Source organism: Streptomyces sp. NPDC052109 (assembly GCF_040680195.1).
Taxonomy (GTDB): domain Bacteria; phylum Actinomycetota; class Actinomycetes; order Streptomycetales; family Streptomycetaceae; genus Streptomyces.
Map to the genome: position 1 here is coordinate 54,114 of NZ_JBFAWF010000023.1, position 14,728 is coordinate 68,841.

Consider the following 14,728-nt stretch of genomic DNA (forward strand, 5'->3'; position numbering starts at 1 on the left):
ACCCCATGTCCGCCACCGTCGCCTTCAAGGTCCCCACTCCGCACGGCTCGAAGGACGTGACCGTGTCCTACGCGCGGGTCGGACGCGGCGAACCTCTGGTCCTCCTGCACGGCATCGGCCATCACCGGCAGGCCTGGGACCCGGTCGTGGACATCCTCGCCACCGAGCGCGACGTGATCGCGGTCGACCTGCCGGGCTTCGGCGCGTCCCCGAGCCTGCCGGCCGGCCTCGCCTACGACCTGCCCACCACCAACTCCGTGCTCGGCGCCCTGTTCCAGGCACTGGAGCTGGACCGCCCGCACATCGCGGGCAACTCGCTGGGCGGCCTGCTCGCCCTGGAACTGGGGCGGGAGAAGCTCGTACGGTCCGTCACGGCGCTCTCGCCCGCCGGATTCTGGACGGAGGCCGAGCGCCGGTACGCCTTCGCCGTGCTGCTCGCGATGCGGGGCATCGCCCAGCGGCTCCCGCTGCCGCTGGTGGAGCGGCTGTCGCGCACCGCGGCCGGCCGTACCGCGCTGACCAGCACCATCTACGCCCGCCCCGCGCGCCGTGCCCCGGCGGCCGTGGTCGCCGAGACGCTCGCGCTGGTGGGGGCCACCGGGTTCGACGCGACGCTGCGGGCGGGCGCGGCCGTCCGGTTCACCGACGACATGCCCGGTCTGCCGGTCACCGTGGCCTGGGGCACCCAGGACCGGCTGCTCGTGCGCCGTCAGGGCGTGCGTGCCAAGCAGCTCATCCCGCACGCCCGGCTGGTGCGGCTGCCCGGCTGCGGCCACTGCCCGATGAACGACGACCCGGCTCTCGTCGCGCGGGTCATCCTGGACGGCAGCCGCTGAACAGGCGGACGGCGGCCGCACCACCGCGCAGGGCGGCCGGGGCGGGTGACGCTCGCCGCGGGGCCGGGTCTGCCCACCGCGACGAGTTGCCGGGCGGGCAGGCCCGGTTGCCGGGTGTCCTCCTTCGCTCAAGGACAGGGACCGGCCTCCGTTTCGGCTCGCCGCAGGGGCGGTGGCCGGCCTGGGGTGCGGGCCGCGTCGAAGGGGCCGTGCCGGTTGCCGAGGCCCCACCGGAGGGTCGTGCCGAGCACCGGTGCCGGCCCCGCCCGAGGGGCTTGTCCCCGCCGTCGGTGTCACGCCGCACGCGTGCGTGCGCGGGCGACCTTCCACCGGCGCCTGCGGAGACGCCCCCCAACCGACGGCCGAATGCCCGGTCCGTCCCGCCCGGCTTCCGTACGCGCGCGTACCCGCGGCTTCGCGCGGTGGCGGGTGGCGCCGACTGCGGGCCGCACAGCCGACCGACCGCGCCCTCGAGGCCACGGCACCGCGCTGCGGGCGCAGCCCCAAGGCCCGTTGTTCACTTCGGGTTTGCGTGTGCGCCTCGGCGCCCCAGTAGGTGTGGCCCTGCCCGCTGGCCGGATCCCTTCCCTGGAGGCGCAGCCATGTCAGACCGTCCGTCCCCCGGCCGCCGCAGCGTTCTGCGCGGCTCCCTCGTCGCCTCGGCGGCCCTCACCCTGCCCGTCGGCCTCGGCGCGGCCCCGGCCTTCGCCCGCTCCGGGCGCCCCCAGGCGAGCTGGGGCGTGCAGACGGGTGACGTGACCACCGACTCCGGACTGGTGTGGGTGCGTGCGGACCGGGCGGCGCGGATGATCGTGGAGACCTCGGCCACCGAGTCGTTCCGCAACCCGCGCAGATGGCACGGTCCGCTGCTGGGCGCCGGCTCGGACTTCACCGGCACCACCCGGCTGCACGGCCTGCCGGCGGGCGAGCAGGTCCACTACCGCGTGCTGCTCGCCGACCCGGACGACCCGCGCCGCACGGGTGAGCCGGTGACCGGCACCTTCCGCACCGCGCCGGCCCGGCGGCGCCAGGGCGTGCGGTTCGTGTGGTCCGGCGACCTCGCCGGACAGGGCTGGGGCATCAACGAGTCCATCGGCGGCTACCGCATCTTCGACGCGATGGCGAAGGTCGACCCCGACTTCTTCCTGTGCAGCGGCGACAACATCTACGCCGACGGGCCGATCGCGGCGACCGCCGCCCTGCCCGACGGCGGCGTCTACCGCAGCGTCACCACCGAGGAGAAGTCGCACGTCGCGATCACCCTCGACGACTACCGGGGCAACTTCCGCTACAACCTGCTCGACTCGGCGCTGCGGCGGTTCAACGCCCAGGTGCCGAACATCATCCAGTGGGACGACCACGAGGTCCGCAACAACTGGTACCCGGGCGAGGTCATCGGCGCCGGCACCCCCTACCCGGCCGGGACGAGGCTCGACGAGCTGGCGCCGCGCTCCCGGCAGGCGTTCTCCGAGTACTTCCCGATCTCCACGATCAGCGGGCGCCCGGACGGCCGTATCTACCGGGTCGTCCACCACGGTCCGCTGCTCGACGTGTTCGTGCTCGACATGCGCACCTACCGCAACGCGAACTCCCCCGACGACCAGACCACGGACCCGGTGGGCATCCTCGGCCGCGAGCAGCTGGAGTGGCTCAAGCGGGAGCTCGCGAGGTCCCGCGCGGTGTGGAAGGTGATCGCCAACGACATGCCGCTCGGTCTGGTCGTGCCCGACCCGGTCGAGGGCAGGCCGAACTTCGAGGCCGTGGCCCAGGGCGACCCGGGTGCTCCGCTCGGCCGCGAGCTGCAGATCGCGGAGTTGCTGCGCTTCATCAAGCACCGGCGGATCACCGGCACGGTGTGGCTGACGGCCGACGTGCACCACACCTCCGCCCAGTACTACGACCCGTCGCGGGCCGCGTTCAAGGACTTCGAGCCGTTCTGGGAGTTCGTCTCCGGCCCGCTCAACGCGGGCGCCTTCCCGGCCAGCGCGCTGGACGGCACGTTCGGCCCGGACCGGGTCTTCGTGAAGGCGCCCACCGCCTCCAACGTGTCCCCGGCCCAGGGATACCAGTTCTTCGGCGAGGTCGACATCGACGGCGACAGCGGCGAACTGACGGTCCGGCTGCGCGAGTACGACGGCACCGTGCTGTTCACCCGGACGCTCCGGCCGGGCCGGGTCGGCCAGTAGGGCCCCTCGGTCCCGTAGGCTGCTCGTTGTGCCGCGCACCGGTGTCATCCCACGGCGCGCGGCACGGCCAACTCCGCCGCACCACGGGCGTTTCCGCACGTCAGACGGAATGTCAGTGGTCGCCTCTACGGTTTTCGTATGACGCGGGCACTCGAGGACGACAACGCCACGATCTGGAGCGGAGCGGTACCGGGCAACCAGGTCGTAGAAACGACAACAAAACGGACGGAGCATGCTTTACTCATCGGTCACAAACCGTTCGTGATCACGCAACACCTTTCCTTCACAGTGGCTGCATGACTCCAGAGATGTCTGACGTGACCCGGGCGAAGCACGGACGGCCCGTGCACCACTGGCGGCGGGACGTCATCGAACTCGCCGCGCTGTTCACCGCCGTCGCCGTGGCCGACGGCGTGGCGAACCTGATCGGGCACGGCCCCGGCGGTCCCGCCCTGTTGGTGATCTCGGCGGTCGTGCTCGCCGCGACGGCCGGCTTCCACACCTGGTGGGCACGGCGCCACGGACACGCACCGCCCACCAGCGATACCGGCGCCCGGCCGGCCGCCGGGACGCGGTCGGCCGGGCCCGCCGAGCAGCCGGGCGACGGCTCGGACGACGTGGCCGACACCGGTGCGCTGTGGCGGATGCGGACCACGGTGAAGGACGAGCCCGGCTCGCTGGCGGCGTTGTGCGCGGCACTCGCCGAGCGGCGCGTCGACATCCTGAGCCTTCAGACGCACCCGCTGGCCGACGGCACCGTGGACGAGTTCCTGCTCCGGGCACCGGGCGCCCTCGCGGCGGCCGAGATGACCCGGGCGGTCTCGCTGGCCGGCGGTGCGTCCACCTGGATCGAGCGGGCCGACGCCCACGACCTGGTCGACGCCCCCACCCGGGTGCTCGGTCTGGCCGCGCGCACCGCGCTGGACGCCGCCGAACTGCCGCTGGCGCTGCGCCAGTTGCTGGGACGGTGCTCGATCCGTTCGCTGCCCGGGACACCGGTCGGCGGGGGCCGCGGGCCCGAGCCCGTACCGGTCGAGGGCGTGCTGGAGGACACCGTGATGCGGCTGCGGGCACCGGAGGGCGGTGTGCTCACCGTGGAGCGGCCGTACCTGCCGTTCACGCCCACCGAGTTCGCGCGGGCGCGGGCGCTGGTGGAACTGGACAACCGGCTCGGCCCGCGCATCCCGCGCGGCCATGACGTGCTGACGCTGCCCGAGGGCAACGACATCGCGGTCCGCCGGGTCGACACCGGGGACCTGGCCGCCGCGAAGGCGATGCACGAGCGGTGCTCGTCGCGCACGCTGGGCATGCGGTACCACGGCCCGGTCGGCGACGCGGACCGCTACCTGAACCACCTGCTCAGCCCCCGCTTCGGCCGGACCCTGGCCGCGCAGACCACTTCCGGCCGCATCGTCGGCCTCGGGCATCTGCTGTGGGACGGCGACGAGACCGAGGTCGCCCTGCTGATCGAGGACGACTGGCAGCAGCGCGGCATCGGCGGTGAGCTGCTCGGCCGGCTGGTGGCGATGGCCATGGAGGCCGGCTGCGAGAGCGTGTACGCCGTGACGCAGGCGTCCAACACCGGCATGGTCGCCGCGATGCGCGGACTCGGGCTGCCCCTGGACTACCAGATCGAGGAGGGCACGCTGGTCATCACGGCACGCCTGGACACCGCACAAGTCGCCTCCCGGGCGGCGCGTGCCACCACCGACCAGCGCCACCTGGGCGCCCCGGCCCGGCGAGACTGACCCGGTCACGCACGCAGACCCGCGCGGTCCGGCGCCGGTCCCGCACGCGCCGCGGCCCGGCCCGCCGCGGCTTACCCGCGCTCAGCCGCGGCCGACCTTCTTCCAGCGCCCCCGCCTTCCGTGCCGGCACGGAAGGCGGGGCGGGACCGGCGGTCAGGCCGTCTCCGTGAGCCAGGGCCGAGGCAGCGGATGGTCCGGGTCGTACAGCCTGGCCCACGGGCAGCGGTCGGAGTCCGGGCGCGCCGTGGAGAAGGCCGCACCGTGAATCCGCCGCAACGGCGCTCAGCCGCCGGTGCGCTGCCCGGCGTGCCCCACGGTGCCCCGCGTGCCCGACGCGGGCCGGCCTGCCCAATGGGGTCCGGTGGGACTCGACGGGGCCGAACCTCGCGCCGTCCACGCCCGGCCGGTACCGCTCAGCGCACCGCCTCCCGCAGCGGCACCGGTGTCCGGGCGGGCTCCCCCAACGCCTGATCCAAGTCGGCCCAGAGATCGTCCACGTCCTCCAGCCCCACCGACAACCGCAGCAGCCGATCGCTCACCCCGGCGCCCCTGCGGTCCTCCGCGTCGACGATGCGGTGGCTGATGGACGCGGGATGCTGGATGAGCGTGTCGACGCTGCCCAGACTCACCGCCGGGGTGACGAGCCGGACCCGGGAGATGACCTCGTGCGGATCGCCGTGCACCTCGAAGGCGATCATGGCGCCACCCAACCGTGGATAGCGGACGCGGGCCACGCGCGGGTCGACGGCGAGCCGGCGCGCCAGCTCCGCCGCGTTGGCGGAGGCGGCCCGGACCCGGACCGGGAGAGTGGACAGCCCGCGCAGCAGCAGGTAGCCGGCCAGTGGATGCAGCACCCCGCCGGTGGCGAAACGTATCTGCCGGAGCCGGCCGGCGAACTCCTCGTCGCAGGCGACCACACCGGCCAGCACATCGCCGTGCCCGCCGAGGTACTTGGTGGCGCTGTGCAGCACCATCCGGGCGCCGTGCTCCGCCGGGCGCTGCAGCACGGGTGTGGCGAAGGTGTTGTCGGCGAGCAGCGGGACCGACCCGCAGTCGTGCGCGACCGCCCGCAGGTCGAGTTCGGCGAGGGTCGGATTGGCCGGGGACTCGACCATCACCAGCCCGGTGTCCGGGCGCAGCGCGTCGGCGATACCGGCCGGGTCGGTCCAGGTGACCTCGGTGCCGAGCAGCCCGGCGGTGAGCAGGTGGTCGCTGCAGCCGTACAGGGGCCGTACCGCCACGACGTGCCGCAGCCCCATGGCGGACCGCGCGAGGAGGACCGCGCTGAGCGCGGCCATGCCGCTGGCGAAGGCCACCGCGGACTCGGTGCCCTCCAGCCGGGCCAGGGCGGTCTCGAAGCGGGCCACCGTCGGATTGCCGAGGCGGCCGTACACCGGCGGCCCGGCCGGGTCGGCGCCGTCGGTGGCGAAGGCGTCGATGCGGTCGGCCTCACGGCGGCTGTCGTAGGAGGGGTAGGTGGTGGACAGGTCGATCGGCGGGGCGTGCAGGCCCTGGCGGGCGAGATCGTCGCGGCCGGCGTGCACGGCCTCGGTGGCCAGGGCTCTCGATACGGTGCGTACGCCGTCGTAGGCACGGGTGCTGGCTGTGTCCATGGGCGGAAGGGTGAACATCGAACGGTTCACGAGAGTCGAACACCGTGCTACGTTCGGCCGATGGCCGAATCTGTCGTACTGGATCCGGTGGACCTCCAGCTGCTGCGGCTGCTGCAGAACGACGCCCGGACCACCTACCGCGATCTGGCCGCGCAAGTGGGCGTGGCCCCGTCGACCTGTCTGGACCGGGTGACCCGGCTGCGCCGCTCGGGCGTGATCCTCGGCCATCAGCTGCGGCTCGATCCGGCCAAGCTGGGGCGCGGGCTCCAGGCTCTGCTGTCGGTGCAGGTCAGACCGCACCGGCGGGAGCTGGTGGGACCGTTCGTCGAACGGATCCGGGCGCTGCCGGAGACCCGGACGGTGTTCCATCTGACCGGCCCCGACGACTATCTGGTGCATGTGGCCGTGGCGGACATGGCCGATCTGCAGCGGCTGGTGCTCGACGAGTTCACCGCGCGGCGCGAGGTGGCCCGGGTGGAGACCCGGTTGATCTTCCAGCAGTGGGAGTGCGGACCGCTGCTGCCGCCCGGCCACGCCGAGAGCTGAATCCCCCCATACGTGGGTGACGCGGTGATCCTTCTCGTACGAGGATGGGCCGCATGTCTGAGACCAAGAGCCCGCTGCCCCGTCAGGTCGCCGACGCCTACGTCGACGACCTCATCGCCCTCGACCCGGTCACCGGCACCTACCTCGGAGTGAAGGAGAGTTCCAGCCGGCTGCCCGACTATTCTCCCGCGGGCCAGGAGGCCCTCGCGGAGCTGGCCCGGGCCACGCTCGCGAAGCTGGACGAGGCGGAGCGGCAGCCCGGTGCGAACAGTGACGTGGAGCGGCGGTGCGGGCGGCTGCTTCGGGAACGGCTGACCGCCGAGCTCGCCGTGCACGAGGCGGACGAACACCTGCGCGCGGTCGGCAACATGAGCACGCCGGGCCACTCGGTGCGCGAGATCTTCACCGTCACGCCGGCCCAGACGGACGAGGACTGGGCGGCGATCGCCGAGCGGCTGCGCGCGGTGCCGGCGGCGCTCGCGGGCTACCGTGAGTCGCTCCAACTGGGTCTGGACCGCAAGCTGTTCGCGGCTCCCCGGCCGACCGCGACGTACATCCAGCAGCTCACCGAGTGGACGGACACGGACGGCAAGGGACGCGGCTGGTACGAGGACTTCGCGGCCGCCGGGCCTCAGGCGCTGCGCACGGAGCTGGACGAGGCGGCCCGCGCGGCGACCGGCGCCCTGCTGGAGCTGCGGGACTGGCTGCGGGACGTGTACGCGCCGGCGATCGAGGGCGCCCCGAACACGGTGGGCCGCGAGCGGTACGCGCGCTGGTCCCGCTACTTCAACGGCACCGATCTGGACCTGGACGAGGCGTACGCCTACGGCTGGTCGGAGTTCCGCCGGATCCTCGGCGAGATGAAGAAGGAGGCGGAGAAGATCCTGCCCGGCGCCGAAACGCCGTGGGTGGCGCTCGCGCACGTCGACGAGCACGGCCGGCACATCGAGGGCGTGGAGGAGGTGCGGGAGTGGCTGCAGGGCCTGATGGACCGGGCCATCGCCGATCTGGACGGCACGCACTTCGAGCTCGCCGAGCGGGTGCGGAAGGTGGAGTCGCGCATCGCCCCGCCGGGCGGCGCCGCGGCCCCCTACTACACGGGTCCCTCGGAGGACTTCTCCCGCCCCGGCCGCACCTGGCTGCCCACCATGGGGCAGACCCGCTTCCCGGTCTACGACCTGGTGTCGACCTGGTACCACGAGGGCGTGCCCGGGCATCACCTCCAGCTCGCCCAGTGGGTGCACGTGGCCCAGGACCTCTCCCGCTACCAGGCGACGGTCGGCATCGTCAGCGCCAACGCGGAGGGCTGGGCGCTGTACGCGGAGCGGCTGATGGACGAGCTGGGCTATCTGACGGAGCCCGAGGAGCGGCTCGGCTACCTGGACGCGCAGATGATGCGGGCGGCCCGGGTGATCGTGGACATCGGCATGCACCTGGAGCTGGAGATTCCCGCCGACTCGCCGTTCCACCCCGGTGAGCTGTGGACGCCGGAGCTGGCGCAGGAGTTCTTCGGCGCGCACAGCAGCCGGCCGGCGGACTTCGTGGAGAGCGAGCTGACCCGCTACCTGACGATTCCGGGCCAGGCGATCGGCTACAAGCTCGGTGAGCGGGCGTGGCTGCTGGGCCGGGAGCGGGCGCGCGAGCGGCACGGCGCCGCGTTCGACCTGAAGGCCTGGCACATGGCGGCGCTGTCGCAGGGTTCGCTCGGCCTGGACGACCTGGTGGACGAGCTGTCCCGGCTGTGACCGCCCGGCGTCGACGCCGGAGACCGCCTTCGGAGTCGATGAACTCCCCGGTGATCCACCCGCCTCGTCGGTGGCCGGCCAGGCGATGAGGCGGGCGGGGTCGTCGGGGACGCCCCGGCGTCCGCCGGGGAACCGGGCTGCCACGGCGGCGTGGGCGGGCGTAGGCGGCCTCGCCCGGCCTGCCGCCGGCGATGCCCTGCCCCGAGGTCATCAGCACACGCGCGCGCCGGGGGCGCCGTCGGACGGTGCGGCGCGCGAGCGGTCGTAGGTCTGGACGAGCAGCAGCACCGAGGGGGTGCCGGACCGCTCCGTGCGCGTCCAGCACCGCGGCGTCGATCTGGTCCAGGGTGCCGTCCGAGCCCTGAGGGCGTGGTTGGCGACGCGGATGTCCAGCCTGCCGTACTCGCCGGCCACCGTGTCGAGCCGCCGACCCGGTGCGGCCGGGTCCGCCAGGTCCCCGGGCCCGCCACGACGCGCGCCGCGGGATCATCCCGGCACGCGGGCCGCCCCCGGCGACAAGGGCGGTACGGCCGCGTGGGGGCGGCGTGGAATGCGGCGCGAGCGCGTCGCGGGCGGCCGTCCGCGGCTGCGGCGTCGGCCCGAGCACCGCCCGGCGTCTCCTCCCAGGGGTGATGACACACCGCTCGGCCGTCCGGCCGCCCCCGGTGGCGCGAGGCGCCGGGCGGCGGCTAGCTGGGGGCGGAGGCGATGTGGAGGAGGCGGGACGGCATGCGGCAGCAGGGGCCGGGCCAACAGGTGCTGGAGACGCCGCGGGCCGCCGGGCTCGCGGGAGTCGTGTTCGCGCTGCTGCTCGCGGCGGCGATCGTGCTGGTGCGGCTCGGCATTCCCCAGGGGGCCGACGCGACGACCGCACGCGGCTTCACGGACGCCGGGCGCCGTGACGCGGTGCGCGCGGCCCTCGCGCTCGTGCCCTTCACGGGCATCTTCTTCCTGTGGTTCGTCGGCGCGGTACGGGCGCACATCGGCGAGAGCGAGGACAGGTTCCTCGCCACCGTCTTCCTCGGCAGCGGACTCGTCTTCACCGCCACACTGTTCGGCGCCGCCGCGGCGGCCGGCGCCGTCCTCTCCGTCGCGCACCCGGCCGGCACGGCGCCGCCCCTGTCCTCCTGGGACTTCGGCCGCCACGTCGCGTACACGCTGTTGACGGAGTACGCCATGCGGATGGCGGCCGTCTTCGCCTGCTCCATGTCGGTGATCGGCCACCGCCTCGGGCTCCTGCCCCGCTCGCTCACCCTCCTGGGCTTCCTCACCGCCGTCATCCTGGTGGTCGCCTCGTCCAACGTGCCCTGGGCGGAACTCGTCTTCCCGGCCTGGTCGCTGCTGCTCGGCGGGCACATCTTCCGGGCGAGCGGGCGCGCCCGGCCCCGTACCGGGGTGGACGTGTGACGGACGGCCTCCCGTACCGGCGCGGCGGCAACCTCCGGTGCTCCGATCGGGGGCGCCGACAGGCGGGACGCCGTCGCGGCTCTCATGCTGGCGAGCGGGAGATGACCACCGTCCGGAGACGCCCCGCGGCACGGGCCGTGGGCACCGGACCTGGCCACTGGAAGGGCGGACCATCGATGCGGCTCGTCGTCGATCTCAACAAATGTCAGGGGTACGCCCAGTGCGCGTTCCTCGCGCCAGACATCTTCGCGATGCACAGCGAGGAGTCACTGGTCTACAACCCGCACGCGCCCGAGGAGCAACGCGAGCGGCTGGCCCGCGCCGTCGCCGCCTGCCCGGTGCAGGCGATCACGGCGGACGGGCTGGACGGCGTGGGCGAGGGGGGCGCCGGATCGGCGCAGGAGGCCTCCGATGCCCGCTGACTACGTGGACTGGCTCAGGCGCGAGGGCCGGATCGTGATCGTGGGCGCCTCGCTGGCGGGCCTGCGGGCCGCCGAGACCCTGCGTGCCGAGGGATTCGCCGGCGAGCTGACCCTGATCGGCGACGAACCGTACGAGCCGTACGACCGGCCGCCGCTGTCCAAGTCCGTCCTGTTGGGCATGGCGTCCCCGCACCGCACCGAGCTGCCGCACCGCCGGGAGGTCGACGCCAAGTGGCGGCTCGGTGTCCCGGCGACCGGCCTGGACCTGACGGCCAAGCGGGTCAGGCTGGCCGACGGGGACGAGGTGGAGTACGACCGGCTGCTCATCGCGACCGGCGTCCGCGCCCGGCCCTGGCCGAAGGAGGAGGAGGCCCGGCTGGACGGTGTCTGTGTGCTGCGGACCCGGGACGACGCGGCGCATCTGTACCAGCGGCTGGAGGCCGGGCCGCGCCGGGTCTTCGTCATCGGCGCCGGGTTCACCGGCTCGGAGATCGCCTCGGCCTGCCGGGAGAGGGGCCTGTCCGTCACCGTGGCGGAGCGTGCGGGTGCGCCTCTGGTGGGCGCCCTGGGCGGGGTGATCGGCGCGGTCGCCGCCGACCTGCAGATCGAGCACGGTGTCGATCTGCGCACCCACGTCACGGTGACGGGACTCGAGGGTGACGGGGCCGGCCGGGTGCGGACCGTCCACCTGTCCGACGAGACATCCGTCGAGACGGACGTCGTGGTCGTGTCGCTGGGGTCGGTGCGCAACACCGGCTGGCTCGCGGGGTCGGGGCTCGGAGCGGGGCCCCAGGGCATCGCCTGTGACGCGGGGTGCCGGGCCTTCGACTTCCGGGGCATCATCACCGACGACGTCTTCGTCGCGGGCGACGTGGCACGCTCCCCGCACGCCCTGTTCGGCTACCAGTTCCTCTCGCTGGAGCACTGGGGCAACGCCGTGGCGCAGGCGGAGACGGCGGCGCACAACATGATCTGCCACGGCGCCGACCGGCGCCCGCACCTGTGGATGCCCGCCTTCTGGTCCTCGATGTTCGGCGTGAACATCAAGTCGGTGGGCGTGCCGCCCATGGGCGAGCAGCTCATGATCACGCAGGGCTCGCTGGCCGAACGCCGGTTCGCCGCCGTCTACGGCTACCGGGGCCGGATCGTGGCCGCCGTGACCTTCGACCAGACGCGGTGGCTGGAGTTCTACCAGCGGCAGATCGAGCAGGGCGCGCCGTTCCCGGTGGAGTTCCCCACCGTGGACCGGCGTCCCGAGGGCCGGCAGCCGGTGGATGCCGACTTCCCCGACCCGTCCCTGCCGACCCACGGCCCCACCGTGACCCTCAGCGGCTACTCACCGGCCGACCAGCGGCTGGTCTTCCACCCCGCCCGTCACTGACCGCCGCCCGGCCCCGACGCTTCAAGGACCTGTCATGCCGCACGCCTCGATGTTGCGCCAGATCACCGACTTCGCGAACCGCGCCAACCCGTATCCGATCTACGAGGAACTCCGCAGGACGCCGGTTCTCCACGAGGAGGACGGCCCGTACGTCATCAGCTCCTACTACGACATCGAGGCCCTGCTCCATGACCCGCGCATCAGCTCCGACGCCGCCAACGTGACCGCCGCCGGGGGCGACGAGCTGTCCGGGCCGGAGGCGACCGGGCTGCCCCCGAGCTTCATCCGGCTCGACCCGCCGGAGCACGACCGGCTGCGGAGGATCGCCAACAGCTCCTTCGGGCCACCGCACCGGCCGCGCCGGATCGACGACATGCGGGGCGACATGAGGGAGACCGTCAGCGGGCTGATCGACGGCTTCGGGGACGCGCGGCAGATCGATCTGGTCGACCAGTTCGCCTACCCCTTCCCGGTGACGATGATCTGCCGGCTGCTCGGCGTGCCGCGCGAGGACGAGCCCAGCTTCCGCGCCTGGGTCGACCCGATCGTGGCCGGCCTGGACCCCGACACCCGCACGAGCGCCGACTCCGAGCGGACCGCTCAGGAGGCACGGCTGCAGCTCGGGCTCTGTCTGAACGGGCTGGTGGAGCAGCGCGCCAGGGAACCTCGCGACGACATGCTGTCCGACCTGGTGGACAGCCGGGGTCCGGAGGGCGCCATGACGACGATGGAAGTGCTCAGCACGGCGGTGCTGTTGCTCATCGCCGGCCACGAGACGACCGTCAATCTCATCACCAACGGCATGCTCACGCTGCTGCGCCACCCGGAGGTCCTTCAGCGGCTGCGCGACGAGCCGGGCCTGTCGGTCAGGATCGTGGAGGAACTGCTGCGCTACGAACCGCCGGTGCAGCTCCTGCCGCAGCGCACCTGCATCGCCGACATCGAGGTGCGCGGGGTGACCATTCCCAAGGGCTCACCCATCTGGCTCGTCCTGGCGGCGGGCAACCGTGACCCCGAGCGGTTCAAGGACCCGGAGCGCTTCGACCCGGACCGCCAGGACATCCAGCACCTCGGGTTCGGCAGCGGGATCCACAGCTGCTTCGGCGCTCCGCTGGCCCGTCTCGAGGCCCAGACCGCCCTGTCCGAACTGGCTCGGCGGCTGGAGAATCCGCGTCTGGTGGAGGACCCGCCGCCGTACCGGCAGAACGCCGTGCTGCGCGGTCCCCGGAATCTGAACGTCGCCTTCGACGGTCTGCGCTGACGGCCGTCGGCGGCCCGGTCGGTCAGTGGCCGAGCCGTCTGAGCTGGACCAGGCCGACCCAGATCTCCGGTCCGGGCTGGACGTACGCGGCGCGCACCGCGTACGAGCCCGGTGCCAGCGGGATGCGCAGGTGCTCCTGGCGCGCCGCGCTGCCGCCCGGCCAGGCCGAGTCGAACAGCAGCACCGGGCCGGGCACCCGCCAGTGCACCTCGCTCCCCCACACCGCCGTGTCCAGAGCGGCGGGGACTCCGGCGAGCAGCTCCGCCTCCGAGTGCGCGGCGGACCACCGTACGAAGGTGGCGTGGTCGGGCAGGTAGGAGGTGGATGCGGGTTCGTCGCCGAACACCAGGGCCGCGCTGTCTCCGACGGGCAGCAGGCCGACGTAACCGTCGACCTCGCACGCCCGGTCGTAGTCCGTGTCGAGTTCCTCGCTGTCGGCGCCCGCCCAGAACGGCAGCACCGTCTCCGGGACGGCTATCAGCGGGCCGCCGCCCGATTCCACCCACTCCAGCGCGCCTGGATCCGCGTATCGAGCCATGGGCGAGAACCTACACGGGCGTCCGTCAGCAGCCGCACGCGCCTGCCACGGGTGCGGTCAGCGGGTCGGCGGCGCGCTGTTCGCGCCCCCGCCACGTCTCGCAGGCGAAGCCCTCGCGTGCCCAGTACTCGAAGCCGCCGAGCAACTCCTTGACCTGGTAACCGAGTTCGGCGAGGGCGGCGGCGGCACGGGTGGCGCCGTTGCAGCCCGGGCCCCAGCAGTACGTCACCACCGGCACGGCCTTGTCCAGGAGTTGCTCGGCCTGCTCGGGGATGAGCGCGGTGGGCAGGTGGACGGCGCCGGGGATGTGGCCCTGGTCCCAGGACTCGGTCGAGCGGGAGTCCACGAGGACGAACCCGGGGTCGTCGCCGGCCGCGAGCGCGGCGGCCACGTCGGAGACATCGGCGTGGAAGGCGAGACAGGCCCGGAAGTAGGCGGCCGCCTCCGCGGGGGCGGCGGGGGCGATGCGCAGGACGGGGTTCTCGGTGGTCTTCGTGATCATGACGGGAAATCTACGGCTCTCGGTCCGGCCCCTGAAGTGAGAATCCACGGCGTTCCCCTTGTCCAGTCCGGGAATCCCCTGCTATCCATCCGGGATGACCGTGTATTCCCCGGACGCCACCGACTGGCGCATTCTCGAGGTCCTCCAGCGGGAGGGGCGGGCCAGCTACGCCGAGCTGGCGCGCGCCGTCTCCATGTCGCCCAGCGCCGTCACCGAAAGGGTGCGGCGGCTGGAGGACGCGGGCGTGATCCAGGGGTACGCGGCGGTCGTCGACCCCGAGCGGCTCGGGCTGCCGATCCTGGCGTTCGTACGGCTGCGGTACCCGAACGGCAACTACAAGCCGTTCCACGACCTGGTGGCCGCTACGCCCGAGATCCTGGAGGCGCACCATGTGACGGGCGACGACTGCTTCGTCATCAAGGTCGCCGCCCGGTCCATGTCCCATCTGGAGGAGATCTCCGGGAAGATCGGCGCACTGGGTTCGGTGACCACCAGCGTCGTGTACTCCTCACCGCTGCCCCGGCGCGCGCTCGGCCGCTGACC

The 14,728-nt window shown here is 73.3% G+C and carries 14 protein-coding genes and 1 pseudogene; 11 read left to right on the forward strand and 4 right to left on the reverse strand.

Features of this window, described 5'->3' with window-relative positions; translation table 11 throughout:
* The first annotated feature begins 5 nt into the window (after positions 1-5).
* The 4 genes from AB0L59_RS33800 to AB0L59_RS33815 all read left to right on the forward strand — a co-directional run bounded on the left by AB0L59_RS33800 (position 6) and on the right by AB0L59_RS33815 (position 4,770).
* A complete protein-coding gene (locus AB0L59_RS33800; RefSeq protein ID WP_365590473.1) occupies positions 6-836 on the forward strand; it encodes an alpha/beta hydrolase in 831 nt (276 codons plus the stop codon).
* Positions 837-1,438: 602 nt separating this feature from the next.
* On the forward strand, positions 1,439-3,022 hold the full coding sequence (locus AB0L59_RS33805; RefSeq protein ID WP_365590474.1) for an alkaline phosphatase D family protein: 1,584 nt from the start codon (positions 1,439-1,441) through the stop codon (positions 3,020-3,022).
* A gap of 138 nt (positions 3,023-3,160) precedes the next feature.
* Entirely contained in the window at positions 3,161-3,322 is a 162-nt protein-coding gene (locus AB0L59_RS33810; RefSeq protein WP_365590475.1) for a hypothetical protein, read from the forward strand.
* 8 nt (positions 3,323-3,330) lie between these two features.
* The gene (locus tag AB0L59_RS33815) at positions 3,331-4,770 is read left to right on the forward strand and encodes a GNAT family N-acetyltransferase (RefSeq protein WP_365590476.1); all 1,440 of its coding nucleotides are present in this window, start codon (positions 3,331-3,333) and stop codon (positions 4,768-4,770) included.
* Positions 4,771-5,183: 413 nt separating this feature from the next.
* On the opposite strand, the gene AB0L59_RS33820 is transcribed toward AB0L59_RS33815, so the two are convergent.
* Positions 5,184-6,383, reverse strand: coding sequence for a PLP-dependent transferase (locus AB0L59_RS33820; protein ID WP_365590477.1), 1,200 nt, complete (start codon positions 6,381-6,383; stop codon positions 5,184-5,186).
* 60 nt (positions 6,384-6,443) lie between these two features.
* On the opposite strand from AB0L59_RS33820, the gene AB0L59_RS33825 reads away from it, so the two are divergent.
* Complete coding sequence (locus tag AB0L59_RS33825; RefSeq protein WP_365590478.1) at positions 6,444-6,929, forward strand: Lrp/AsnC family transcriptional regulator; 486 nt, start codon at positions 6,444-6,446, stop codon at positions 6,927-6,929.
* Between the two features lie 53 nt (positions 6,930-6,982).
* Positions 6,983-8,674 carry a DUF885 domain-containing protein gene (locus tag AB0L59_RS33830; RefSeq protein ID WP_365590479.1) on the forward strand — a complete coding sequence of 564 codons (1,692 nt, stop codon included), beginning with the start codon at positions 6,983-6,985 and terminating at the stop codon, positions 8,672-8,674.
* Positions 8,675-8,687: 13 nt separating this feature from the next.
* On the opposite strand, the pseudogene AB0L59_RS33835 reads toward AB0L59_RS33830, so the two are convergent.
* Positions 8,688-9,139, reverse strand: a pseudogene (locus AB0L59_RS33835) (3-ketoacyl-ACP reductase); the annotation flags it as partial.
* 264 nt (positions 9,140-9,403) lie between these two features.
* On the opposite strand from AB0L59_RS33835, the gene AB0L59_RS33840 reads away from it, so the two are divergent.
* The 4 genes from AB0L59_RS33840 to AB0L59_RS33855 all read left to right on the forward strand — a co-directional run bounded on the left by AB0L59_RS33840 (position 9,404) and on the right by AB0L59_RS33855 (position 13,145).
* The gene (locus tag AB0L59_RS33840) at positions 9,404-10,081 is read left to right on the forward strand and encodes a hypothetical protein (RefSeq protein ID WP_365590480.1); all 678 of its coding nucleotides are present in this window, start codon (positions 9,404-9,406) and stop codon (positions 10,079-10,081) included.
* A 176-nt stretch (positions 10,082-10,257) separates the two neighbouring features.
* The gene (locus AB0L59_RS33845; RefSeq protein ID WP_365590481.1) at positions 10,258-10,503 is read left to right on the forward strand and encodes a ferredoxin; all 246 of its coding nucleotides are present in this window, start codon (positions 10,258-10,260) and stop codon (positions 10,501-10,503) included.
* Entirely contained in the window at positions 10,493-11,884 is a 1,392-nt protein-coding gene (locus AB0L59_RS33850; RefSeq protein WP_365590482.1) for an FAD/NAD(P)-binding oxidoreductase, read from the forward strand. Before AB0L59_RS33845 ends, AB0L59_RS33850 begins: the two co-directional genes overlap by 11 nt.
* Before the next feature lie 34 nt (positions 11,885-11,918).
* A complete protein-coding gene (locus tag AB0L59_RS33855) occupies positions 11,919-13,145 on the forward strand; it encodes a cytochrome P450 (protein WP_365590483.1) in 1,227 nt (408 codons plus the stop codon).
* A 22-nt stretch (positions 13,146-13,167) separates the two neighbouring features.
* Here the strand turns inward: AB0L59_RS33855 and AB0L59_RS33860 are convergent, their stop codons facing one another.
* Complete coding sequence (locus tag AB0L59_RS33860) at positions 13,168-13,683, reverse strand: immunity 21 family protein (RefSeq protein WP_365590484.1); 516 nt, start codon at positions 13,681-13,683, stop codon at positions 13,168-13,170.
* 25 nt (positions 13,684-13,708) lie between these two features.
* Complete coding sequence (locus AB0L59_RS33865; protein ID WP_365590485.1) at positions 13,709-14,185, reverse strand: rhodanese-like domain-containing protein; 477 nt, start codon at positions 14,183-14,185, stop codon at positions 13,709-13,711.
* A gap of 94 nt (positions 14,186-14,279) precedes the next feature.
* On the opposite strand from AB0L59_RS33865, the gene AB0L59_RS33870 reads away from it, so the two are divergent.
* Positions 14,280-14,726, forward strand: a complete 447-nt coding sequence (locus tag AB0L59_RS33870; RefSeq protein WP_365590486.1) for an Lrp/AsnC family transcriptional regulator — start codon at positions 14,280-14,282, stop codon at positions 14,724-14,726.
* Positions 14,727-14,728: the final 2 nt, after the last annotated feature.